Below are 23,120 nucleotides of genomic sequence, written 5' to 3' on the forward strand. Positions count from 1 at the left end.
CAAAAGTCGTAACATCTGAAACGTTATGGCTACGCTTGCAGATCCCCAGACCGACTTTACTCAATTGCCCGAGCTTGACGAGGGCGTTTTCACCGCGCCCCTGCGGCGACCGGCGCATCTGGGTCGGGATTGGATCGAGCCAGAGCAGACCAACTATTCCGCAGATGACCACGCGATCTGGGACGAGCTGTTCGCGCGGCAGATGGACGTGCTGCCCGGCCGCGCGGCGAGCGCGTTTATCGATGGCCTCGACAAGCTCGACCTTTCGCGCGGCGGCATCCCCGAATTTGGCGCTTTGTCGGAAGAGCTGAGCAAATTGACAGGCTGGCAGGTCGTGCCGGTGCCGATGCTGATCCCCGATCACGTCTTCTTCTGGCATCTCGCCAATCGCCGCTTCCCCGCAGGCAACTTCATCCGCACGCGAGAGACCTTTGACTACATCCAGGAACCCGACGTGTTTCACGATGTGTTCGGCCACGTACCGATGCTGACCGACCCGGTCTATGCCGATTACATGCAGGAATATGGCCGCGCGGGATGGAAGGCGATGCGCTACAACCGCTTGAAGGCACTGGGCGCGCTCTATTGGTACACGGTCGAGTTTGGCCTGATCGAGGAAGAGCAGGGCATCCGCGCCTATGGCGCTGGCATTCTCTCTGGCCCAACCGAGGCGCGCTTTGCCGTTGAAGGCGAGAGCCCCAATCGCATCATGCTCAATGTCGACCGGGTGATGCGCACCGACTATGTCATCAGCGACCTGCAACCGACTTACTTCGTGATCGAAAGCTTCGAAGACCTCTACCGCCAGACGGTCGAGCGCGATTTCGACCGCCTCTACAAAAGCCTCGCGCCCAATTTCACCTACGCCAATTCAGCGATTATCGATGTCGACAATGTGGTGAACCGCGGGAGCCAGGAATATTGGCTGCGCGGCGGTCGTGGATCAGGAGCAAAGGCTGTTTGATTTGCGAAGGCGCATCCGCGCCTTCGTCCTCGCTAGACGCGCGGCAAGCCGCGCCCGCTGCGGGCGGGCAGTCGCCCTTGCGAGCCATGAATGGCCCGTACTCCGCGACTAAGCTTCGCGTCGGCTCCAGTAATAGCGATAGGCCACAACCGCAGCGATGCTGGCAAGCACCCCGACGCCCGTCGCGATCCAGCTGAGGCTTCCCAGCACCGTCCCGCTATTCGCAGCGAGCCCTGCGATCACGCTGCCAAAGAAGCCCGCGAGCACCAGACGCCGGACGGCTTTGCCCTCTTCAACGCGGGTGACGATGGAGGAAAGCCATCCGATCAGCACTCCGATCAAGCTCAGCAAAATAAGCGACATTGTGGCGGTCCTCTCGCGACTAGAAGAAGTACAACAGGGCAACGCCCATCGCCACGCGGTATAGCACAAAGACCATCATCGAGGCGCGCTTCAGGAAGTTCATCAAGAACGCCATGGTCAAGAACGCAGCGATAAAGGTGAGCACCCCTGCAATGAGCGCGTCGACAGCAAGCTCCATCCCCGCATCGAAAATCTCCGGCACGATCAGCACGCCCGCGCCTGCCACTGCCGGGATTGAAAGGAGGAAGGAGAAGCGCGCCGCCTCAACCCGTTTGTAGCCTAGAAACCGCGCCGCCGTCATCGTCACGCCCGAACGCGACGTGCCCGGAATGATCGCCAAAGCCTGCGCAATGCCGACGATCAGACCGTCGCGCCAGGTCATGTCCTCAAACGCTTTGAACTCCTTGCCGACCCAGTCCGCGAGGCCCAGCAGGATGCCGTAGAAGATCAGGTTAAAGGCGATGAGATCGGTGAATCGGATCGAGCTCATCAAATCGCCGTCTACGATCTCCACGCCGAAGACATTCTCGGCAATGCCGTTGAACAGGCCTAGTTTAATCGACAGACCGAAGGCCACCGCCGGGATCGTGCCCAGCACAATCCACCAGAACAGTCGGCGCTCGGCAGGCGCATTGGGGGCGCTGGCTCCCACCCCGATGCTTGCAAAGCCGCCGCGAGCCAATACCAGCACGTCCTTGAAGAAATAGACGATGATCGCGAGCAGTGAACCCACATGCACCGCGACATCAATCAGCGGTCCCTGGTCGGGAGAGTCGGTCAGGTAGGGGATCAGGATCAGGTGCCCTGACGAGGAAATCGGCAGGAACTCCGTGATGCCCTGCACAATCCCGATGATAAGAAGCTGGAGGAAAGTCATTGTTCGCTTCCCTTGGCAGGGAGTTATTTGTTCCGCAAGCGCATCCGCGCTGTCACTAGCGCAGCTTCATAGTCACAAAAGTCAAAGGCCGGAGTCGAAGCCGAAGGCGCAGACGGCCAGAGGCCACCTGCAAGGCCGCCCGCAGCGTGTGCAGCTTGCTGCACGTCTAGCGAGGACGAAGCTGCCGATGCAGCTTCGCAAAGAAGATTACGCCGCCTCTGCCGCAAATTGCAGCTTGGCCAGCCTTGCATAGAGCCCGCCCATCGCGGTCAGCTCGTCATGGGTGCCTTGCTCAACCGCTTCGCCATTGTCGAGCACCACGATCCGGTCCGCTGCGCGCACCGTCGCCAAGCGGTGAGCGATGACCAAGGTGGTGCGATCCTTCATAAGCTGGTCGAGCGCTTGCTGGACCAGTTGTTCGCTTTCGGCATCAAGTGCGCTGGTCGCTTCGTCCAGCAGCAGGATCGGCGCATCACGCAGCAGCGCGCGGGCGATCGCCACGCGTTGGCGCTGGCCGCCGGAAAGCTGCGTGCCGCCCTCGCCCAGATGGGTGTCGAGCCCGTCGGGTAGATCGCGCAGGAACTTCTCGGCATTGGCAGCGCGCGCGGCATCCCAGATCGCCTCCTCGCTCGCATCCCAGCGGCCATAGCGCAGATTGTCACGTGCATTGGCGCTGAACAGCACACCCTCTTGCGGAACAAAGGCGATGCGGTCGCGAATCTCGGCGGGGTCAGCCTTGGTCAATGGCACCCCGTCCAAGCGGATCGTGCCCACCTGGGGGTCGTAAAACCGCTCAACCAATTGGAACAAAGTCGACTTGCCAGCCCCCGATGGTCCGACAATCGCAACCGTCTCGCCCGGTTCAATCTCCAGACTGAAGTCTTTGAGAGCCGGGGTCTCAGGCCGCGCCGGATAGCGGAAAGTGACATTGCGGAAAGACAGCGAACCGCGCGGCGGCACCGGCAGGCTCTCCGGACGCGCAGGCGCTGCAATGGCGGGCTTGGCCTCCAGCAGCTCAGCGAGCCGCGATGCAGCACCCGCACCGCGCAGCAGGTCGCCATAGACTTCGGTCAGCGACCCCATCGCGCCTGCAACCAATCCTCCGGTCAGCACAAAAGCGGCAATCGTCCCGCCGCTGATCGCACCCTCGGACACAGCGATCGCTCCGCGCCACATCACCATCGTGATCCCGCCAAAGATCAGCAGAATGACGATCGAGGTCATTGCGGAGCGAAGGATGATCCGTTTGCGCGCGGTCTCAAAAGTACGCTCCACGACGCCGCCAAAGCGGTCGCCTTCGCGGCGCTCCTGCCCGAAACTCTGCACGACTTTCATCGCGGAGAGCACTTCGGTCACATAGGCTCCGACATCAGCGACGCGGTCCTGGCTGGAGCGCGATATCTTGCGAATTTTGCGCCCGAAAAAGACGATGGGTAGGATCACCAGCGGAATGCCAATCAGCAGGCCCGCAGTCAGCCCGGGGGCGAGGTAGAACAGCAGGATGATCCCGCCAATCCCGGTCAGCGTGTTGCGCAAGGCGATCGAGACAGTCGTGCCCACCACTGTCTCAATAATCGCCGTGTCCGACGTCATCCGGCTGGAGATTTCCTTCGGGCTGTTCTCTTCGTAGAAACCGGGCGAGAGGCGCAGCAGGTTCTGCTGCACTTTTAGGCGGATATCGGCAACAACCCGCTCACCGATCCAGCTCACAAAATAGAACCGGGCCGCTGTGCCGATCCCAAGGATCACGACGATCATCAGCAGATATTGGAAGGCATGGCCGATTTCCTCGACCCCGGCAGAGCCGCCAAAGGCGTCGTCGATAATGACTTTAAAGCGCCACGGTATCGCCAAAGTCGCCAGTGCAGTGACCAGGAGGGCTGCCACCGCCATACTGATCTGGGCGGGATATTTGCCTGCTTCGCGGTAAACCATACGCAAAGGCGCAAGCGAGCGCGCACGCTTCTGGGGCTCAGCCTCTTCAGCGCCCATCACCTCTTCCGCCTGCGCAGAACTGTCCGGAATTTCGGTGGTTTGCCCATCCATAGTCGCTTCATCTAGCTACGCTGAAAGCAAATTTCACGCTTTAATCGCAATGAGATTGGCGAAGGCCCTGAACGCCCGGTAAATTGTGCATTGCACAATGATCGGCTAAGGGCCATCTAGCACACAATAGCGCATTCGGGATCGTGCGCATCAAACGGGGTGGGCGAACAGCCCGGAAAGTCGGATCGATGCTTTACAAAGCCTATGAACTCCAGCGCAGCTGGCTCAATTCGGTGAGCACAGTGGCATCCATGTCCTCCGAATTCCTCACCAGCCCGGCCAACCCGCTCAGCCATTTCGGCATCGGCTCGATCACCGCCAACGCGCTTGACGTGATGGCCCATGCGACCGCGCCTTATGGCAAGCCGGCTTTCGGCATCACTGAGGTCTCAGTGGATGGCGAGGTCTATCCGGTCGAGGAAGCCACTGTCGTCAATCAGCCGTTCGGCGACCTCAAACGCTTCCGCCACACTGGCCTGCCGGAAAATTCGCCGCGCCTGCTGATCGTGGCTCCAATGAGCGGTCACTACGCGACGCTTCTGCGCGGCACGGTGGAGCGGATGCTCCAGAAATACATCGTCTACATCACCGACTGGGCCGATGCGAAGCTGGTGCCGGTGCATGAAGGGCATTTCGATCTCGACGATTACATCGACTACCTGATGGGCTTTCTTGAGCAGATCCGGGTTGAAGGCGCGAACAAAGGCGGCGAGCGGCCGCATATGATGGCGGTGTGCCAGCCGTCTGTGCCCGCTTTTGCGGCAACCGCGCTGATGAACCAGCACAATGATCCCGCGACCCCCAAGACGCTGACCATGATGGGCGGCCCGATTGACACGCGCGAGAGCCCCACATCGGTCAACGATCACGCGATGAATCGCCCGATTGAATGGTTTCGCAACTCGGTCATCGCCAGCGTACCGATGCAATATCGCGGTGCAGGCCGGCGAGTCTATCCCGGCTTCATGCAGCTTTCAGCGTTCATGAGCATGAACCTGCAAAGCCACATGATGAGTCATTACGAGATGTTCAAACACCTGACCGCAGGCGACGAGGAAAGCGCCGATGCGACCAAGGCGTTCTACGATGAATATCGCGCTGTGTGCGACATGACCGCAGAGTTCTACCTCCAGACGGTCGAGGAAGTGTTCCAGAAACACTCCATCCCCAATGGCACCTTCGAACATCGCGGAGAGGTCGTGGACCTCACGCAGATTACCGACACAGCTTTGCTCGCCATCGAAGGCGAACGCGACGATATCTCAGGCCTCGGCCAGACCAAGGCAGCCCTCTCGCTGGCGAGCGGCCTGAAAGAGACAAAGAAGCGCTACTACATGGCCGAAGGCGCTGGGCACTACGGCATCTTCAACGGCAGCAAATGGCGCCGCAATGTCGCCCCTGTGATCGAAGAGTTTATCGCTGAGCACGGCTAGAGGAAGCAGCCAGTCGAATTTACGCGTCCCTCTCTTGGCAATTGCTGAGGGAAGGGCCACCTCTTGCTTCATGATCCGCACGCATGTCCTCGTGCGATAAGTGAGACCTTGTTTGAGCACTTCCCAACTTCCCGTTGTCGGATGGCGCGAGCTTGTAGCGCTCCCCTCGCTGAACTTGTCCGGCATCCCGGCCAAGATCGACACTGGCGCGCGCACGTCCTCGCTTCATGCAGAAGTGCTGGAGGAAATCGAGCGGGAGGACGGGCGCTATGTACGCTTTGCCGTCGATTGGGATGGAATTCGCCACGAAGGGATTGCTGTGCATGTGGACATACGCGGCATCACCAGCTCTAATGGCGAAACGCAAAACCGCTACGTCATCAAGACCCCGTTCAGGATCGGTAGCATTGAATTCAAGGCTGAGATCAGCCTTGCTGATCGCTCAGACATGAAGTTCCCTATGTTGATCGGGCGCTCCGCACTCAGACGGCGCTTTGTCGTTGATAGCGGACATTCCTGGCTGCAAACGCCGGGCAATACAGCAGTGAAAGGTCACAAACCATGAAGATCGCCATGCTTGCGCGCAACCCGAACCTCTATTCGCACCAGCGCCTGAAGGAAGCGGCAGAGGCGCGCGGGCATACCCTCGACATTCTCAACACCACGCGCTGCAACGTGAATATTGCCAGCCATCGCCCGACGCTAACCTATGATGGTGAAACGCTGAGCGACTATAATGCGGTGATCCCGCGCATCGGCGCCTCAATCACCAATTACGGCCTCGCCGTTGTGCGCCAGTTTGAGATGCAGGGCGTGTGGTCGTTAAATGAAAGCGTTGCCATCGGTCGTAGCCGTGACAAGTTGCGCTCCATGCAAATTCTGGCCAAATACGGATTAGGCCTGCCGCTCACCGCCTATGCCAACGATCCTAAGGCGGCTGAGGAGATCATCAAGGCGGTCAAAGGTCCGCCGGTGGTGATCAAGCTGCTCGAAGGAACACAGGGTATCGGGGTCGTGCTGGCCGAGACCATGTCGAGCGCCAAGTCGGTGATCGAGGCGTTTCGCGGCGCCAACGTCAACATCCTCGTGCAGGAATTCATCGCTGAAGCTGGCGGAACTGACATTCGCGCTCTGGTCGTCGGCGGCAAGGTCGTCGCGGCGATGAAGCGCACCGGCGCGCCCGATGATTTCCGCTCAAACTTGCACCGGGGCGGCAGCGCGCAGGTGGTGAAGATCACCCCTGCCGAGCGATCGACCGCGGTCAGCGCGGCGCGGCGTATGGGGCTGAATGTGTGCGGGGTCGACATGCTGCGCTCTGATCACGGTCCGGTGATTATGGAGGTCAATTCCTCTCCCGGCCTCGAAGGGGTCGAAAACGCAACGGGCAAGGACATCGCTGGAACGATTATCGAATTTATCGAGCAGAACGCCAAGGCCGGAAAGACCAAGACCAAGGGTCAGGGTTAACTGCTCTCCGGTTTCCGACTTCGGAAGAACAATCGCTTCACGATCCGCTGCGCGATCCATAGCAAGCCAAGGACGATGACCAGCAAGACGCCTGCAATCCCAATCGCAATTCCGGGATATTCGTAGGCGAGCCACAACAGGCCTATCGTTGCGACATCCTCAGTTGTTGAAGCGACTACATTGCTCACCGGCTCGGGCGATGTGTTGACCGCAGCGCGGGCGCTGGCCTTGCCGCCATGGGCGAGGAAACTCGCGCCTCCGCCCAAAAGGAAGGCGATAACCTGCGTCGCCGGGTCCGACGGATCGATGATCGCAAGCGCGAGCAGAGCGCCTCCCACAGGCCGCACGAACGTGTGCACCGTGTCCCATGCGCTGTCGAGCCACATGACTTTGTCGGCGAAGAACTCCGCCAGAGCGCCCACTGCCGCGATGCCCATGACCCACGGATTCTCCAGCACAGCAAGGCTGGAGAGATGCTCGGGCACCGGCAGGGCATCGAACCGCATCGCAAGCCCGGTTGCAAAGATGCAGAGATAGAGCCTCCAGCCGCTCAATAGGCTGACACTGGCCGCAATGCCGATGATTTCCATGATCCCCATGGGAGGGAATGTGCGACAGAACTGGCTGTGAGGCAAATCGCGCTGGCGTTCATTCCAAATTTACCAGCCTGACCAAGCTCGCCGTAAAGTCTTGGCGGTAAGAAGGTTAACGGTGAAACAAAGATTAGGGGCGCTTCCATGATCCGTTTTTCAAAGCTTCTTTGCGTGCTTGCAGCCTTCTTCATGGGCAGCACGGCGATGGCACAGGACTCCGGCTGGAGCATTTCCGAAGCCGACGGTCAGGTCACGATCATCCGCGGAGATCGCTCCATCTATGGCGCGCGCGGCACCGCTTTGGAGATTGGCGACGTGGTGCGCACCAGCGAAGCAGCCAGTGCCGTCCTGGTGCGAGGAGAGGACTTCATCGTCGTCGAATCGGACAAGCGCGTGCGGATCAAGCTCCCCGAAGAGCCCGGCGTTTTCTCGCAGATGTTTGAATTTGTCGGCGGCCTGTTGACGCCCGGCAACGATCGACCAAGCCGCAATCGTCCCATGATTGCCGCTGTAGTCAAAGGCTATGACGGCGGCCTCGGCAACTCGCTGACGGGCGAAACGGGCGAGACCCAGAGCGCTGAGCAGAGCGAAGAGGGCGATTCGGAGGACTAAAGCAAAAGGGGCCGCGATTGCTCGCAGCCCCTTTCGCGTTTCGTGTCCTTGACGGGGCGTTAGACCGCTGCCCTAAATCAGAAAACCTCGAACAAGCCTGCCGCGCCCATGCCACCACCGACACACATCGTGACGACGACATATTTCGCGCCGCGACGCTTGCCTTCGATCAGCGCGTGGCCGGTGCAGCGTGCGCCGGTCATGCCGTAGGGGTGGCCGATCGAGATCGAGCCGCCATTAACGTTGAGGATGTCGTTGTCGATGCCCAGTTTGTCGCGGCAGTAAAGGACCTGCACGGCAAACGCCTCATTCAGCTCCCACAGGCCGATATCGTCCATCGTCAGGCCCGTTTGCTTGAGCAGTTTCGGGATCGCGAAGACGGGGCCGATGCCCATCTCATCCGGCTCGGTGCCTGCAACCGCCATGCCGACATAACGGCCCAGCGGCTCGAGGCCCTTTTGCTCGGCGAGCTTGGCTTCCATCAACACGCTGGCCGAGGAACCGTCGGACAGCTGCGAAGCGTTACCGGCGGTGATGACTTTGTCGGGACCCATGACGGGATTGAGCGATGACAGGCCTTCCAGCGTGGTGGTCGGACGGTTGCCTTCATCCTTGGTCAGCGTGTGCTCGACCTGGCTGATCTCGCCGCTTTCCTTGTCCTTGACCATCATTGTGGTGGTGCACGGAACGATCTCAGCATCGAAGTGGCCAGCCTCTTGACCAGCAGCCGTGCGCATCTGCGATTGCAGCGCGTACTCGTCCTGTGCCTCACGGCTGATATTGTAGCGCGCGGCAACCGTCTCAGCCGTGCCGAGCATCGGCATATAGACGTCCTTGTGCATCGCGATCAGCGAGGGATCGGGAGCGACGCGCATTTCCGGCGTCTGGACCATCGAGATCGAGTCCTGACCACCGCCAACGACGATATCCATATTGTCGACCACGATCTGCTTAGCAGCGGTCGCGATCGCCATCAGGCCCGACGAGCACTGACGATCAATCGTCTGCGCTGCGACGGTGACAGGCGCTCCGCCACGCAAAGCGACCTGGCGACCAATGTTGCCAGCCTGCGTACCCTGCGTGAGGACTGCGCCCCAAACCACATCGTCGACTTCGCCGCCTTCGATGCCGGCACGCTCAACAGCGGCTTTGTAAGAGAACGAGCCGAGCGTTGCGCCCGGAGTAGCGTTGAAGCCGCCTTTGTATGCGCGCCCAATCGGAGTGCGGGCGGTGGAGACGATGACTGCATCACGTGCCATGAGAGAATTCCTAAAGTGTGTGGAGCCGCGAGAATGCGGCATAGATAAACAGGGAAAGAGCGATCAGTGATCCGGCGACAAAGGCGGCGGTTCTCGGGGTAACCTGCGTTCCGGCGACTTTGACCCGCCAGAGGTAGAATGCGCTCCCCGCCAAGCCCCAGACCAGATGCGCTCCGGGATTGTAGGGCACACTCTGACTGACCATCACAAGCGCAACCGCGCCCGCACAAAAGATCAGCCAGAAAACAGTGCCCGGCATTGGCCTAGACGAAGTACTGCGTGATCCACTCGCAGATCAGAGCTGGCTTGTCCTCGCCTTCGATCTCAATCGTGATCTCAGCGGTTTGCTGCCACTGGCCAGGACGCTTTTCCATCATCTCAACCAGTTTCCAATGACCGCGAATGCGCTTGCCGACGCGGACGGGAGCGATGAAGCGGGTTTTGTTGCCGCCATAATTCACGCCCATTTTGACGTTGTCGATGCGGGGCATGTCACTGTTCGCGCCGAGATAGGGGATCATCGAGAGCGTCATGAAGCCGTGCACGATAGTGCCGCCAAACGGCGTCATCTTGGCTTTTTCCTCATCGATATGGATGAACTGATGGTCGCCGGTTGCATCGGCGAACATGTTCACCTTGTCCTGAGTCATTTCGACCCATTCGCTGCTGCCGATATTCTCGCCGACCTTGGCGGCCAAGTCTTGAGGGGTCATGCCTTGTGCTCTCCTGTCCATTATGGGCTGCGCGCTTCTCTACGATCGTGAGAGGCACGCGCCAGTTTACGTTTACGTCAACTGGCGCCGATATGGCAGGCGAGAGCAACAATGGCAATGACAAAGGTCAAGTCTAGCGGCGGTTGAAGCTCCACGCGCGCTATGCCGTAACGGCACCGCCTTTGGACGCCCCGGCAGCACGCGCCTGCGCCCTCTCCTGCCGACGCTTTTCACTGGGTGAGAGCGCGGAGCTTGTCTCCGACGCCTTCTGCGCCAATTCGAGCCGCTTCACATAGGAATAGAGCCCGATTTGCAGCCCGACGATCATCAGCATGACCGGCTGATAGGCAATCCCCTGGAAGGTCGCACCGACCAGATAAATGAGGCTCGCAATCTGGAGCGCGGCGGCAAGGGGCGATATCCACGCCTCCGCCTCATCAGTCTTGCCGCGCCAGCGCCTGTAGGTCCGCTCCATCTGCCAGACGCCCAACCCATGCAGCAGCAGCCAGATCGCAAGGCCGGGATAACCTTGCTCACCCAGCAGCTCAAAGAAAGCCGAGTGGAAGGCACGAGCTTCGTCGGTGACTTCGCGATATTCGATCGTGGTCGTGTTCCCGCTCTCTTCGCGGACCGGCATAGTGTAGGTGAAGGAGTTGCTGCGATAGGAATCGAAGCCGCCGCCAAAGGGCTTTTCCTTGGCGTAGTCGATTGTCCACTCCCACACCCGCATCCGGGTCGAAGCGCTCTCATCGCCGCTCGGCTGCGCGATTGTCGCCATGCGTTCGTAGTAACTCTGTGGCAGGAAGGGCAACGCGGTCAGACCGATCACTCCGGCTGCGGCAATGAACAGCAGGCGCTTCTTGGTGTAGCGCAGAACGAGGACACCCAAAGCCGCAATACAGACGAGCCCCGTGCGCGCCTCTGTACCGATGGGGATCAAAAGGCTCGCAAAGATCAGTCCTGCGGCGAAGGTGGTGACCATCCAGTGCGGGCGGAAGATGGTGCCAAATTTGGTAAACCACACGATCACCGGGATCAGCGCGATGGCGACAGTCGCCAGCGTTGAGCTTTCATAGATGCCGCTATTGTCATCGACGAAGAAGTTGAGACTTCCATAGCCCCCTCCACCTAGCACGGTCTTCATCCCGGTCCCGATCACAATCGTGGCCACGGAGAGCAAGAGGGTAAGCGCCAAGGCTTCGATCCGTGCCCGCGTTGTAACGGTCAGCGGCAGGAAGATCGCAAACAGAAACGCCTTCCACACCCAATCCCACTTGGTGCCAGCAGGCTCGGGGAATTCTGCGCCTTGCAGCGTCCACCAGCAATAGAGCAGCAGCGCCAGCATCAGACCTTGTCTCAGCGTAAAGCGCGCGCCCTCTTTGCGTTCGAGGAAAAGCCATCCGCCAAAGGCTGCTCCAAATGCGATCAGGGAGACGGGAATTGACGTGATCAGCGAATAGCCAATCCGCTGCGGGGCGAGGATGTCGATATAGACATAGAGCAGCACCCACAAATAGGGCCGCCTCAATCCCAGCAGCAGGACATATCCGATGAAGGCGAGGAAGATGAGATCGATCATCAGCCGCGATCCCCTTCGGCCTGCTTGCGACGCCGCGCGCTGCGTCCGGTAGCGCTGGCCGCTTCGCGTTCGGCCTCGGCCTTGTCCTTCAATCCCTTGATCGCCGGATCCTCATCCAGATCGGCGCGCATGACGAGCTGCAAAAGCGCAAACGCGAGCAGCCCGTGGCCGATGGCAAGGGAGAGATAGTCGATCATCGTGACCGTGGCCCTATCCCAATGCGGTTGACGCGGCGTTAAGCAAACTTGGTTTATCGCGGCGGAATATGACACGGATTTTGCACGTTCTCGACCACTCGCTCCCTTTGCATTCGGGCTACACCTTCCGCACGCGCGCGATCCTGAAGGCGCAAGAAGCGCTGGGGCTCGAAGTGCGCGGACTCACATCGCAGCGCCACAACGCTGAGGCTGAGTGGGTGGAGGCTTGCGAGACCTTCGACGGCCTCACCTTCCACCGCACGCCTGGCGTCTCTGAAGGCCCGATGCTGGTGCGCGAATGGCGCGAGATGACCGCACTTTCGCAAAGCATTCAGGACCTTGCCGAAGAATGGCGTCCTGACGTCATCCACGCTCACTCGCCCGCGCTCAATGGCGGCGGCGCGTTGAGGGCGGCGCGCGCGCTGGGCATTCCGCTTGTCTACGAAATCCGCGCTTTCTGGGAGGATGCCGCCGTCGGCAACCGCACCGGGACCGAAGGCTCCGCCAAATATCGCCTCACCCGCAGCCTGGAAACGCAAGTCGCGACCCGCGCCGATGCCTTGTTCACTATCTGCAACGGATTGCGCGATGATCTGATCACGCGCGGCATTCCAGGCGGCAAGATCGGGGTCATGCCTAATGGCGTGGACCTGACACTGTTTGGAGAGCCTCTGTCGCGCGACGGCGCACTGGCGCAAGAGCTGGGCATTCCTGACGGCGCACCGGTCATTGGCTATATTGGCAGCTTCTACGATTATGAGGGGATCGACGACCTGATCGCCGCCATGCCTCATCTGCGCCAGGCGCATCCCGATGCGCGGCTGTTGCTGGTTGGCGCAGGCGAAATGGAGGCAGAGTGGCGTGCCGCATCCGCCAAGATCGACTGCCCCGAGGCCGTAATCTTCACTGGCCGCGTGCCCCATGCGAAAGTTGAGCGCTATTACTCGTTGATCGACGTGTTGACCTATCCGCGCAAGAAGTCGCGCCTTACCGATCTGGTCACGCCGCTCAAACCGCTCGAAGCCATGGCGCAAAGGCGGCTCGTCGCAGCCTCCAATGTTGGCGGGCATCGAGAGCTGATCACCCATGGCGAGACCGGCTTCCTGTTCGCCCCGGACAATCCGCAAGACTGCGCCAGAGCGCTCACCAGCCTGCTCGACACCCAAGACAATTGGGAGACCATCCGCGACAACGGCGTCGCCCATGTCCGCGCGCGGCATGACTGGTCGGAAAATGCGCGGCGTTATCTCGACGTTTACCATCTCTTGCTAGCGAACCTTAAGTGCGATGACGGGCCTATGCCGTCAGAGCAGCGACAGGGATTGCGGGCCTAGGACCAAGACACGGTTCCAACGCCCCGAAACGGATTAAGGGGCGACATGCGTCTGAGCCAATATATTGAGCGCGAGCCGGCCAAACGCCGCACATCAGCGCGCAGCGGTGCCAAGGGCATCATTGCCGTCGCTGGACACCGCGCCTTTGTGCCGATGCTGGTGATCTGGGGCGCAGCGATGCTGGGGCTGTCGGTCATGGTGCTGCCGCAGGGCTCGATCAATCACGCTGGCGCAGTCACCGGAATTGGATCGCTGGGTGGCTTTTTGCGTTTCGCGCTCGCTGGTGGAGCCGCCTTGCTCGGTGCCGTTATTTGCTATGCTGTCGGCGCTGTCCTTCGCGCCAAGGCCCTGCGCAGTGATGACGACAATGCGATCACCTCCACCTTCATCGAACGTCGCATACGTCCGATCGACCCGGCGAGCGACCTCGGTAGCGACAGCTTGGACGCGCCCATCGACGACGCGGAATTCTCCGACAAGCCCGCCGATATGGACGCCGAGTTCGAGGAAATGGGCGAAGAGAGCTGGGACCTTGACGTTCCCGGCGAAGACGAGCCAACTGAAGCGCCCGGGTCTGAAAAACAAGAGCCAACCTTGGGCGAGCTTTCACAGCGCGGCTACGACATAGAAGCGCCCGCCGAGGTGCCTTCAGACAGCGAGAGTGAGGCGGGCGAGGAGCCTGCTTTCACTCGTAAACACTTCCGCAACGCTCTGATCGAAAGCTGCGAAGGCGCGAGCTGCGAAGCCTCACCCGCTGAAATTTCCGACGCGGAAGAGGCAGTCGAAGAGGCGCCTGAAAACACATCTGCACCCCAACCGATCACCACCCGTGCCCGCGAAGACGCTGCGCCAAAGCCGATTGGGCGCGCTGGCGGTGGAGGCTCTTGGAGCCTGACGCAATTTGCTCCAGAAAACCGGTTGGAAAACGACAATCCCGCCTCTGAAGAGCCTGCGCCAGAGCCGGTAACCTCTGAAGAGACCCCGCGTGCGCTTGACCTGGCCGAGTTTGCCGAACTTCCCGGCCGCGATGCGGTTTGGGTCGAAGAAGACCAAAACACTCCAGATATTCCCAAGCCCGCGCCCGTTCCCGCAACCGCGCTCGAAAAATTGCGCCAGCGCCCCGCTGACGAGCTGAGCCTGGTTGAGATGGTGGAGCGTTTCGCCGCCGCTCTGCACGAACATCAACAAAGCGAACGCGCGCAGGTGCAAACGGCGCAGCAAGGGCGCGATGCCGCTCTGGCAGAGGCGCTCAAAGCGCTGACCTTGTTCACGCAGGACGGTTTTGGTGCACCTGCAAACGGGAATGCGAAGGCTGCTCCCGCACCAGGCGGCCAGCCAATTGGACAAGACCGAGCAGGACTTGCGGGAGGCGCTGACAAAATTGCAGTCTCTCCGCGGAGCGGCTTAACTGGGGCCCGAGGGCTCCAAAAACCGCTCAAAATAGCTGAAAGCGGCTCACAAACAGCCACTTTACGCAACAAACTAAAGCCCAGCTTTCGCCGAGTGTAATTTTCCTGCGCTTTTCGCGGTTGCAATATCAGCCTTCCATCGGCATTAGGTTCCTGAAGCCGAGCGCGTCCTCAACCATACGCCCTGCGTATGTGCTGTGTGCGCTCGATAGAACCGCCTTTGCGCTCGAACGCTTGAAACAGCGTGTCGCGACGGCATCTGACAGGATGGAAGCCAACCATGGGATTGCCACGGCTGAATACTCATGCCTCACCTACGTCAGGATTGCCTGACGCACTGCGCTGCATAGGAGCTGATCGCAGTACGGGTTGGGCGACCCGGACAAGATCTGCGACGCAGGCAGCGCAGTGCGTCATGCAACCGCTACGCGGCGGGCCGCAGAGCCCGCGTGGCGGCGTTGCTCTTCGCTTTCGATGCAAAAGCATCGCGCGCTCATCGCGCCTTGCCTCGCGGCCTCTGCGGCTCCGTCATGATGCAGGTGAGGCATGAGTATTCAGCCAGCTTCCCAGGGTCTTTATGACCCCACCAACGAACACGACGCCTGCGGAGTAGGCATGATCGCCCATATCAAGGGCGAACGCAGTCACTCGATCGTTGAGCAATCCCTTGAGATTCTTGAGAAGCTCGACCATCGTGGCGCGGTTGGTGCGGATCCTCTTCTAGGCGATGGCGCAGGCCTGCTTATGCAGATCCCGCATGCTCTGATTGAGCGTTGGGCGGATAAGGAAGGTCACGATCTCCCACCACAAGGCGATTATGCGGTCGCCATGTGCTTCATGCCGCAAGATGGCGAAGCCCGCTCTTTTGTCGCGGAACGGTTAGAAAAACTCGCGGCCAAGGAAGGCCAGCGCCTGATTGGCTGGCGCGATGTTCCAGTCACGCTCGATGGGCTAGGCGACGCTGTCATCGCTTCCATGCCGGTGATCCAGCAAGCGATCATCGCGCGCGGAGAGAATTGCGCGGATCAGGACGCGTTTGAGCGCAAATTGCTCGCGATCCGCAAGCAGACGCTCAATCCGCTGGGTGATCTGGCCGTAAAGCACGACCTTCCCGGCCTCACGCAAAGCTACATGCCGAGCCTTTCGACCCGCACGATTGTTTACAAGGGCCTGCTGCTGTGTGAGCAGGTGCGCAGCTTCTACGACGATCTGCGCGACCCGGAGTGTGTCAGCGCGTTTGGCCTTGTCCACCAGCGTTTCTCGACCAACACATTCCCGAGCTGGCGTCTCGCCCATCCATTCCGCTTCATCGCGCATAATGGTGAGATCAACACCGTGCGCGGCAATGTGAACTGGATGAATGCGCGCCGTCGCACGATGGAGAGCGATCTTCTTGGTCCTGATCTCGACAAGATGTGGCCGCTGATCCCGCATGGGCAGTCCGACACGGCCTGCCTCGACAACGCGCTCGAGCTGTTGCTCGCAGGCGGATACAACCTTGCCCATGCGATGATGATGCTCATCCCGGAAGCCTGGGGTGAGCACGATCAGATGGACCCTGATCTGCGCGCTTTCTACGAATATCATGCGGCACTGATGGAACCATGGGATGGCCCGGCCGCCGTGTGCTTCACCGATGGCCGCCAGATCGGCGCGACGCTGGACCGCAACGGCTTGCGCCCAGCGCGCTTCTGCGTGACGAAGGACGACATTGTCTGCCTTGCCTCGGAAAGCGGTGTGCTGCCGTTCGCCGAAGAAGACATCGTGCGCAAATGGCGCCTGCAACCGGGCAAAATGTTGCTGATCGACCTCGAACAGGGTCGCATCATCGAGGATGAGGAGCTCAAAGCCGATCTCGCTCAGTCCGAGCCTTACGCCAAATGGCTCGACCAGGCGCAGTTCAAGCTCGACGATGTTGAAGCGGTCGATCCCGAATTTGCCGAGCCGCCTCAGGACGAGAACCTTGAGACGCCGACCCTGCTGCAGACGCAGCAAGTGTTCGGCTACACGCAGGAGGATATCTCCCGTTTCCTTGAGCCGATGGCGGTCAAGGGCGATGATCCGATTGGATCAATGGGCACAGATACGCCGATTGCGGTCCTCTCTGACCGTGCGCGGCTGCTCTACGATTACTTCAAGCAAAACTTTGCGCAGGTGACGAACCCGCCGATTGACCCGATCCGCGAAGAGCTGGTGATGAGCCTGCTGTCGATGATCGGCCCGCGCCCCAACCTGCTGGGCCATGACGCAGGGACGCATAAGCGGTTGGAAGTCGAACAACCGATCCTCACTAACGAAGATCTCGCCAAAATCCGCTCGGTCGAAACGACGCTGGATGGCGCATTCCGCTGCGCTACCATCGACATCACCTGGGACGCCGAAGCGGGCGTCGAAGGGATCGAGCTTGCAATCCGGGAAATGTGCTGGGCCGCAACCGAAGCGGTGCTGCAAGATCACAACATCCTGATCCTTTCGGACCGTGCGCAGAACGAAAATCGCGTGCCAATGCCCGCTCTTTTGGCGACCGCTGCTGTGCATCACCACTTGGTGCGCCAAGGCTTGCGGATGCAAACGGGCCTCGTCGTGGAAACCGGCGAAGCGCGCGAAGTGCACCATTTCTGCGTCCTCGCCGGCTATGGCGCGGAAGCGATCAACCCATACGTGGCGTTCGAAACGCTGGAAGACATTCGCGCGCGCAAGCACCCCGAAACGAGCAGCCAAGAAGTCGAGCAGAACTTCATCAAAGCCATCGGCAAGGGCATCCGCAAGGTCATGTCGAAGATGGGCATCTCGACCTATCAGTCCTATTGCGGCGCGCAGATCTTTGACGCGGTTGGCCTGTCCACCGCCTTCATTGAGAAGTACTTCACCGGCACCGCGACCACCATCGAAGGCGCTGGCCTTGAAGAGGTTGCAGAGGAAAGCATGCGCCGCCACGCGCAGGCCTATGGTGACAATCCGCTTTACAAGGGCATGCTCGATGTCGGCGGCATCTACCAATATCGCCTGCGCGGGGAAGAGCACGCCTGGACCCCGCAAAACGTTGCGCAATTGCAGCACGCGGTGCGCGGCAATGTCTCCGAGCAGTATCAGGAATTTGCCAAGTCGGTGAACGAGCAGTCCGAACGCCTGCTCACCATTCGCGGCTTGATGGAATTCAAGCTCGCCGATGAACCGATCCCGCTCGACGAGGTTGAGCCGGCTAGCGAAATCGTCAAGCGCTTCTCGACAGGCGCGATGAGCTTTGGCTCGATTAGCCACGAAGCGCACTCGACGCTTGCCATCGCGATGAACCGCATTGGCGGGCGCTCCAACACCGGCGAAGGCGGCGAAGAACCGTTCCGCTTCACGCCGATGAAAAACGGCGACTCGATGCGTTCGCGCATCAAGCAGGTCGCCTCAGGCCGCTTTGGCGTGACCACGGAATATCTCGTCAATTCCGACGACATCCAGATCAAGATGGCGCAAGGCGCAAAGCCGGGCGAAGGCGGACAGCTGCCCGGCCACAAGGTCGATAAACGCATCGGCGCGGTGCGTCACTCGACACCGGGTGTGGGTCTGATCTCACCACCGCCGCACCATGACATCTACTCGATTGAGGATCTCGCCCAGCTGATCCACGACCTGAAGAACGTGCAACCGAGCGCGCGCATTTCGGTGAAGCTTGTCTCCGAAGTGGGCGTCGGCACGGTTGCTGCGGGTGTTTCGAAGTCGAAGGCCGATCACCTTACCATTTCTGGCTATGATGGCGGGACCGGCGCATCGCCGCTGACCTCGCTAACCCATGCGGGTTCGCCGTGGGAAATCGGCCTGGCAGAGACGCAGCAGACGCTGCTGCTCAACGATCTGCGCTCGCGCATCGCTGTGCAGGTCGATGGCGGTCTTCGCACCGGACGCGACGTTGCCATCGGCGCTTTGCTGGGCGCAGACGAGTTTGGCTTTGCCACCGCTCCGCTGATCGCGGCGGGCTGCATCATGATGCGCAAGTGTCACCTCAACACCTGCCCCGTAGGCGTCGCCACGCAAGACCCGGTCCTGCGCGCACGGTTCACGGGTGAGCCGGAGCATGTGGTCAACTATATGTTCTTTGTCGCCGAGGAACTGCGCGGGATCATGGCCGAAATGGGCTTCCGCACTCTGGATGAGATGGTCGGACGCGTAGACCGGCTCGACATGACCCGGATGCACCGCCACTGGAAGGCGCGCGGGATTGATCTTGGCCGCTTGCTCCATGCACCAGACATCGCAGACGGTGCGCCTTTGCGGCACACAGAGGTACAGGATCATGGCCTTGCCGCTGCGCTCGACAACGATCTGATCGCGCAGTGCAAGGCGGCGATTGAGGCCAAAGAGCCGGTGCAGATCGACACTACAATTGCCAATGTAAACCGCACGGCGGGCGCGATGCTCTCTGGCGAGATTGCCAAGGCGCACGGCCACGAAGGTCTGCCGGTTGACACTATCCGCATCAACCTGACCGGTGTGGCAGGACAAAGCTTTGGCGCATGGCTTGCCCATGGAGTCACGCTCGACCTCGTTGGTGATGCCAATGACTATGTCGGCAAGGGGATGAGCGGTGGTCGGATCATCGTGCGCCCACCGGAAAACGCCCCGCGCGAAGCCAATGACAACATCATCGTAGGCAACACCGTGCTCTATGGCGCGATTGCGGGTGAGGCGTATTTCTCGGGCGTCGGCGGAGAGCGCTTTGCTGTCCGCAATTCTGGCGCGATTGCTGTGGTCGAGGGCACTGGCGATCACACCTGCGAATACATGACCGGCGGCGTTGTCGTTGTGCTGGGCAAGACGGGCCGGAACTTTGCAGCCGGGATGAGCGGCGGGGTCGCCTATGTCTATGACCCGGAGGGCAATTTCAGCCAGCTGGTGAACCATGCACAGGTCGAGCTCGAGCCGATTTCGCCAGAGCGTGACAGCGAGGATGGAACAGGCCGCCCGCAACAGCGCGGCTCCAGCGTCAACGATTTCGGCATGGGCGACATGCTGCGTCACGATGCCGAGCGGCTGCGCATTCTGGTCGAGCGTCACCAACTCCATACCGGAAGCACAATCGCAAGCGAGCTGCTGGCGGATTGGGATGCCAGTCTTGGCAAATTCGTCAAGGTCATGCCGACCGACTACCGCCGCGCGCTGCAGATGCTCGAAGCCGAGCGCGAAGAAGCTGCCAGCGTGGCCGCGGAATAAGACCTTAGAAGAGCAAGAGACAGATCATGGGCAAGGACACCGGATTTCTCGAACTGGATCGCCGCGAACGCGACTATCTCGACCCGAAGGAACGGCTGAACAATTACCGCGAATTTATCGTCCAACCGGACGATGAAACGCTGGCGAGCCAGGCCTCGCGCTGCATGGATTGCGGGATTCCGTACTGTCACAACGGCTGTCCGGTGAACAACATGATCCCGGACTGGAACCATCTGGTCTACGAGCAGGATTGGAAGAACGCTCTCGACGTCCTGCACTCCACCAACAACTTTCCGGAATTCACCGGCCGTATCTGCCCCGCGCCTTGCGAGGCGTCGTGCACGCTCAACATCATCGACCAGCCGGTGACGATCAAGTCGATCGAATGCGCGATCATTGACAGGGGTTGGGACGAAGGCTGGGTCACGCCGCAGATTCCAGAGAAAAAGACCGGCAAAACGGTCGCTGTCGTCGGCTCTGGTCCCGCTGGCATGGCCTGCGCCCAGCAATTGGCGCGCGCCGGGCACTCTGTCACTCTGTTTGAGAAGAGCGACCGGATCGGCGGATTGCTGCGCTACGGCATTCCTGACTTCAAGATGGAAAAGCACCTCATCAACCGCCGCTGCGTGCAGATGGAGGCCGAAGGAGTCACGTTCAAAACGTCCAAGGAAGTGGGCGTCGATGTCTCCTTTGCCTCGCTGCAAGAGAATTACGAGGCGGTGGTGCTGTCAGGTGGCGCAGAGAATGCGCGCCAGCTCGCCATTCCGGGGGCCGAGATGTCGGGCGTGCGGCTCGCCATGGAATTCCTCACTCAGCAGAACAAGCGCAATGCGGGCGATGACGAGACCAGGGCTGCGCCGCGCGGCACTCTGAAAGCGACCGGCAAGCATGTCGTCGTGATCGGCGGCGGGGACACCGGTTCTGACTGCGTCGGCACCTCAAACCGCCAGGGCGCGGCGAGCGTCACTCAGCTTGAGATTATGCCCAAGCCGCCAGAGAAGGAGAACAAGCAGATGACGTGGCCTGACTGGCCGCTCAAACTGCGCACCTCCTCCAGCCACGAAGAAGGCGTGGACCGCGACTGGGCCGTCCTGACCAAGCGGGTTGTCGGCGATGGCGAGAAAGTCACCGGCCTTGAATGCGCCCGCGTTGAGTGGGTCAAGGGCGAGGATGGCCGCCACGAAATGCGCGAGATTGTCGGCAGCGAATTTACGCTGAAAGCGGATCTGATCCTGCTCGCGATGGGTTTCGTCGGACCGATCAAGGCGGGCCTGCTCGATCAGTCAGGTGTGGAGCTCTCTGATCGCGGCAATGTTGCGGCGGATACTGAAAGCTACGCCACCAATGTCGAGAATGTCTTTGCCTGCGGCGACATGCGGCGCGGCCAGAGCCTGGTGGTCTGGGCCATCCGCGAAGGCCGTCAATGCGCCCGCTCCGTGGACGAAGCGCTTATGGGTGCGTCTGCCCTGCCTCGCTAAGGAAGCGCCGCTCTGACTTGCCTCACTAGCGAGCGCAGGCCCGAACTGCCGCGCTAAAGCCACATAACATCACGGTAACCTTGCCAGACCCAGCTCTGTGCTTGACGGTTGTTCTACAAAGTGATCCTTTAACTCTCGGATAAAGAAGCGCGCGTAACAAACGCGGCTCTTTTAGGGAGAACTTGGGTCTTGCATAGTCTAGCTTCGCGCGGCGCGCGCGTATCGAAATTGGCTGCCGGTTTAGTCGTGACCGCCGCAACGCTTTCTACCAGCCCAGCCTACGCGCAAAGTGCTGAATTCATGGAAGCCTTTGGTCTCGCGCCAGAAGCTGAGACAGCTCAGCCAGCGCCTCTTGGCGTGAACACTGCGCCAAACACTGCGCCCGAATTTTCCGCAGAGACCTTTGCACTCGCCGCCAGCAGCGGTGAGAGCAGCGTTGTGGTCGTCTCACAACAAGCCGCCGCCCCGGCTGCTCCGCCCGCACGTCCAGCGCCCAAGGACGTCGATCTGCGCATCGTCGCCTCTCAATTCGTCGATGTGCCGGTCGCAGGCGATGCACGTAGCTTGGCCCGCTACTCAGGCCGCGTGGACGGTTATCTGGAAGTGCGCGGGAGCTATTATGGCGGGCCGTCAAATCTGACGATCAAGCTGCGCCCCGAATACACCTGGGGCAAGACATCCAACGGAGAGATCGGGCTGATCCCCGGCAACACCGCTCTCTTCCGCCCCGAAGGCGCAGGCGACTTCGATCTGTCGGCCAGCATCCACTACCAATGGGCCAATGGCACCAGCCTGGAAGTGGGCAAAATGAACGTGCTCGACACATCAGGCGCGCTGCCGATTGTGGGGAGCGATGGGCATTTCGGCTTCCAGAATTTGGGCCTCGCTCTACCCCCCACAGCCGTGGTGCCCAACACGCTCACTGGCGTGATGCTGCAAGTGCCCAAGGGTAAGATGATCTACCGTGCATGGGTCTTCGATCCCGACAGCCAGTTTCAGCGCACGGGGCTGGAAACCGCGTTTGAGAGTGGGGTCGGCTTTATGCTCGCCGCCGCGCGTCGCACGACCGTCAATCGCCTTCCCGGCATCGTAAACCTTGCCATCGTTGGCTCGACCCGTGACCAGTTCGCAGTCGACATCCTGCCGCGCGCGCTCACCCCGCCGCCTCAGCCGATCGGTACGTTCGGAAATGAGAGCGGCGAGCTTGCGATGCAGCTGTCCTATTACCAGTTCCTCAAAATGCACCCGCAGGCGCCGGGCAAGGGCTGGGGCATCCTTGCGCGCTTTCAGGCGTCCAATGGCGATCCGACCTTCCTCGACCATTCGGGATATTTCGGGGTCTCCGGCAATCCGGGCTTCCGCCCGCAGGACCGCTTTGGCCTCGCCTATTTCCACTATTCGCTGACTGACGAGCTGGTCGAAGACATCGCCTTCCGGCTTGAGATAGAAGACGAGCAAGGGGTTGAGGCGTTCTACACCTACCAGTTTGCTGACGGTTTCGGACTGACCGCCAATGTGCAAGTCGTGGACAGCGCTGTCGCCTTCCGGAGCACCGGCGTGACAGTGGGCGCACGGCTGACCTCTGAGTTTTGAT

The 23,120-nt window shown here is 60.5% G+C and carries 19 protein-coding genes; 10 read left to right on the top strand and 9 right to left on the bottom strand.

What is annotated here, in order from left to right:
* Positions 1-25 precede the first annotated feature (25 nt).
* Positions 26-964: a phenylalanine 4-monooxygenase gene (gene phhA / locus AC0V6X_RS12565; RefSeq protein WP_486184888.1), complete on the top strand. Its 939-nt coding sequence runs from the start codon at positions 26-28 to the stop codon at positions 962-964.
* 108 nt (positions 965-1,072) lie between these two features.
* Here the strand turns inward: phhA and AC0V6X_RS12570 are convergent, their stop codons facing one another.
* The 3 genes from AC0V6X_RS12570 to AC0V6X_RS12580 form a co-directional block, all read right to left on the bottom strand.
* Positions 1,073-1,327: a hypothetical protein gene (locus AC0V6X_RS12570; protein WP_486184889.1), complete on the bottom strand. Its 255-nt coding sequence runs from the start codon at positions 1,325-1,327 to the stop codon at positions 1,073-1,075.
* Positions 1,328-1,346: 19 nt separating this feature from the next.
* On the bottom strand, positions 1,347-2,204 hold the full coding sequence (locus tag AC0V6X_RS12575; RefSeq protein ID WP_486184890.1) for an undecaprenyl-diphosphate phosphatase: 858 nt from the start codon (positions 2,202-2,204) through the stop codon (positions 1,347-1,349).
* Positions 2,205-2,411: 207 nt separating this feature from the next.
* The gene (locus tag AC0V6X_RS12580) at positions 2,412-4,196 is read right to left on the bottom strand and encodes an ABC transporter transmembrane domain-containing protein (protein WP_486185580.1); all 1,785 of its coding nucleotides are present in this window, start codon (positions 4,194-4,196) and stop codon (positions 2,412-2,414) included.
* A gap of 242 nt (positions 4,197-4,438) precedes the next feature.
* On the opposite strand from AC0V6X_RS12580, the gene AC0V6X_RS12585 reads away from it, so the two are divergent.
* From AC0V6X_RS12585 to rimK, 3 genes are all read left to right on the top strand, one after another.
* Entirely contained in the window at positions 4,439-5,683 is a 1,245-nt protein-coding gene (locus tag AC0V6X_RS12585) for a polyhydroxyalkanoate depolymerase (protein ID WP_486184891.1), read from the top strand.
* 112 nt (positions 5,684-5,795) lie between these two features.
* The gene (locus tag AC0V6X_RS12590; RefSeq protein WP_486184892.1) at positions 5,796-6,248 is read left to right on the top strand and encodes an ATP-dependent zinc protease family protein; all 453 of its coding nucleotides are present in this window, start codon (positions 5,796-5,798) and stop codon (positions 6,246-6,248) included.
* Positions 6,245-7,150, top strand: coding sequence for a 30S ribosomal protein S6--L-glutamate ligase (gene rimK / locus AC0V6X_RS12595; RefSeq protein WP_486184893.1), 906 nt, complete (start codon positions 6,245-6,247; stop codon positions 7,148-7,150). Before AC0V6X_RS12590 ends, rimK begins: the two co-directional genes overlap by 4 nt.
* Here rimK and AC0V6X_RS12600 read toward each other — a convergent pair.
* A complete protein-coding gene (locus AC0V6X_RS12600; RefSeq protein WP_486184894.1) occupies positions 7,147-7,749 on the bottom strand; it encodes a DUF4126 domain-containing protein in 603 nt (200 codons plus the stop codon). The genes rimK and AC0V6X_RS12600 overlap by 4 nt on opposite strands.
* Positions 7,750-7,887: 138 nt before the next feature.
* Here AC0V6X_RS12600 and AC0V6X_RS12605 point away from each other — a divergent pair, with 138 nt between their 5' ends.
* Positions 7,888-8,355, top strand: coding sequence for a hypothetical protein (locus AC0V6X_RS12605; protein ID WP_486184895.1), 468 nt, complete (start codon positions 7,888-7,890; stop codon positions 8,353-8,355).
* Positions 8,356-8,432: 77 nt separating this feature from the next.
* On the opposite strand, the gene AC0V6X_RS12610 is transcribed toward AC0V6X_RS12605, so the two are convergent.
* From AC0V6X_RS12610 to AC0V6X_RS12630, 5 genes are all read right to left on the bottom strand, one after another.
* On the bottom strand, positions 8,433-9,614 hold the full coding sequence (locus AC0V6X_RS12610; protein ID WP_486184896.1) for an acetyl-CoA C-acyltransferase: 1,182 nt from the start codon (positions 9,612-9,614) through the stop codon (positions 8,433-8,435).
* A gap of 10 nt (positions 9,615-9,624) precedes the next feature.
* Positions 9,625-9,873 (bottom strand): hypothetical protein, encoded by a 249-nt coding sequence (locus AC0V6X_RS12615; RefSeq protein WP_486184897.1) that lies wholly within the window; start codon positions 9,871-9,873, stop codon positions 9,625-9,627.
* Positions 9,874-9,877: 4 nt separating this feature from the next.
* Complete coding sequence (locus AC0V6X_RS12620; protein WP_486184898.1) at positions 9,878-10,327, bottom strand: MaoC family dehydratase; 450 nt, start codon at positions 10,325-10,327, stop codon at positions 9,878-9,880.
* Between the two features lie 160 nt (positions 10,328-10,487).
* A complete protein-coding gene (locus AC0V6X_RS12625; protein ID WP_486184899.1) occupies positions 10,488-11,906 on the bottom strand; it encodes a putative O-glycosylation ligase, exosortase A system-associated in 1,419 nt (472 codons plus the stop codon).
* Entirely contained in the window at positions 11,906-12,103 is a 198-nt protein-coding gene (locus AC0V6X_RS12630) for a hypothetical protein (protein ID WP_486184900.1), read from the bottom strand. Before AC0V6X_RS12630 ends, AC0V6X_RS12625 begins: the two co-directional genes overlap by 1 nt.
* Before the next feature lie 68 nt (positions 12,104-12,171).
* On the opposite strand from AC0V6X_RS12630, the gene AC0V6X_RS12635 reads away from it, so the two are divergent.
* The 5 genes from AC0V6X_RS12635 (at position 12,172) to AC0V6X_RS12655 (ending at position 23,119) form a co-directional block, all read left to right on the top strand.
* Entirely contained in the window at positions 12,172-13,437 is a 1,266-nt protein-coding gene (locus AC0V6X_RS12635; protein ID WP_486184901.1) for a TIGR04063 family PEP-CTERM/XrtA system glycosyltransferase, read from the top strand.
* Positions 13,438-13,482: 45 nt separating this feature from the next.
* A complete protein-coding gene (locus AC0V6X_RS12640; protein ID WP_486184902.1) occupies positions 13,483-14,946 on the top strand; it encodes a hypothetical protein in 1,464 nt (487 codons plus the stop codon).
* A gap of 446 nt (positions 14,947-15,392) precedes the next feature.
* On the top strand, positions 15,393-20,048 hold the full coding sequence (gene gltB, locus AC0V6X_RS12645) for a glutamate synthase large subunit (protein WP_486184903.1): 4,656 nt from the start codon (positions 15,393-15,395) through the stop codon (positions 20,046-20,048).
* A 26-nt stretch (positions 20,049-20,074) separates the two neighbouring features.
* Positions 20,075-21,526 (top strand): glutamate synthase subunit beta, encoded by a 1,452-nt coding sequence (locus AC0V6X_RS12650; RefSeq protein WP_486184904.1) that lies wholly within the window; start codon positions 20,075-20,077, stop codon positions 21,524-21,526.
* Between the two features lie 189 nt (positions 21,527-21,715).
* A complete protein-coding gene (locus tag AC0V6X_RS12655; RefSeq protein ID WP_486184905.1) occupies positions 21,716-23,119 on the top strand; it encodes a carbohydrate porin in 1,404 nt (467 codons plus the stop codon).
* Position 23,120: the final 1 nt, after the last annotated feature.

Source organism: Erythrobacter sp. S267 (assembly GCF_057365045.1).

What these genes read in the sequence shown, in the direction of transcription:
- phhA (WP_486184888.1), top strand. Translation starts at nt 26, where the DNA reads ATGGCTACGCTTGCAGATCCCCAGACCGACTTTACTCAATTGCCCGAG.
- AC0V6X_RS12570 (WP_486184889.1), bottom strand. Translation starts at nt 1,327, where the DNA reads ATGTCGCTTATTTTGCTGAGCTTGATCGGAGTGCTGATCGGATGGCTT.
- AC0V6X_RS12575 (WP_486184890.1), bottom strand. Translation starts at nt 2,204, where the DNA reads ATGACTTTCCTCCAGCTTCTTATCATCGGGATTGTGCAGGGCATCACG.
- AC0V6X_RS12580 (WP_486185580.1), bottom strand. Translation starts at nt 4,196, where the DNA reads ATGGGCGCTGAAGAGGCTGAGCCCCAGAAGCGTGCGCGCTCGCTTGCG.
- AC0V6X_RS12585 (WP_486184891.1), top strand. Translation starts at nt 4,439, where the DNA reads ATGCTTTACAAAGCCTATGAACTCCAGCGCAGCTGGCTCAATTCGGTG.
- rimK (WP_486184893.1), top strand. Translation starts at nt 6,245, where the DNA reads ATGAAGATCGCCATGCTTGCGCGCAACCCGAACCTCTATTCGCACCAG.
- AC0V6X_RS12600 (WP_486184894.1), bottom strand. Translation starts at nt 7,749, where the DNA reads ATGGGGATCATGGAAATCATCGGCATTGCGGCCAGTGTCAGCCTATTG.
- AC0V6X_RS12605 (WP_486184895.1), top strand. Translation starts at nt 7,888, where the DNA reads ATGATCCGTTTTTCAAAGCTTCTTTGCGTGCTTGCAGCCTTCTTCATG.
- AC0V6X_RS12610 (WP_486184896.1), bottom strand. Translation starts at nt 9,614, where the DNA reads ATGGCACGTGATGCAGTCATCGTCTCCACCGCCCGCACTCCGATTGGG.
- AC0V6X_RS12615 (WP_486184897.1), bottom strand. Translation starts at nt 9,873, where the DNA reads ATGCCGGGCACTGTTTTCTGGCTGATCTTTTGTGCGGGCGCGGTTGCG.
- AC0V6X_RS12620 (WP_486184898.1), bottom strand. Translation starts at nt 10,327, where the DNA reads ATGACCCCTCAAGACTTGGCCGCCAAGGTCGGCGAGAATATCGGCAGC.
- AC0V6X_RS12625 (WP_486184899.1), bottom strand. Translation starts at nt 11,906, where the DNA reads ATGATCGATCTCATCTTCCTCGCCTTCATCGGATATGTCCTGCTGCTG.
- AC0V6X_RS12630 (WP_486184900.1), bottom strand. Translation starts at nt 12,103, where the DNA reads ATGATCGACTATCTCTCCCTTGCCATCGGCCACGGGCTGCTCGCGTTT.
- AC0V6X_RS12635 (WP_486184901.1), top strand. Translation starts at nt 12,172, where the DNA reads ATGACACGGATTTTGCACGTTCTCGACCACTCGCTCCCTTTGCATTCG.
- AC0V6X_RS12640 (WP_486184902.1), top strand. Translation starts at nt 13,483, where the DNA reads ATGCGTCTGAGCCAATATATTGAGCGCGAGCCGGCCAAACGCCGCACA.
- gltB (WP_486184903.1), top strand. Translation starts at nt 15,393, where the DNA reads ATGAGTATTCAGCCAGCTTCCCAGGGTCTTTATGACCCCACCAACGAA.
- AC0V6X_RS12650 (WP_486184904.1), top strand. Translation starts at nt 20,075, where the DNA reads ATGGGCAAGGACACCGGATTTCTCGAACTGGATCGCCGCGAACGCGAC.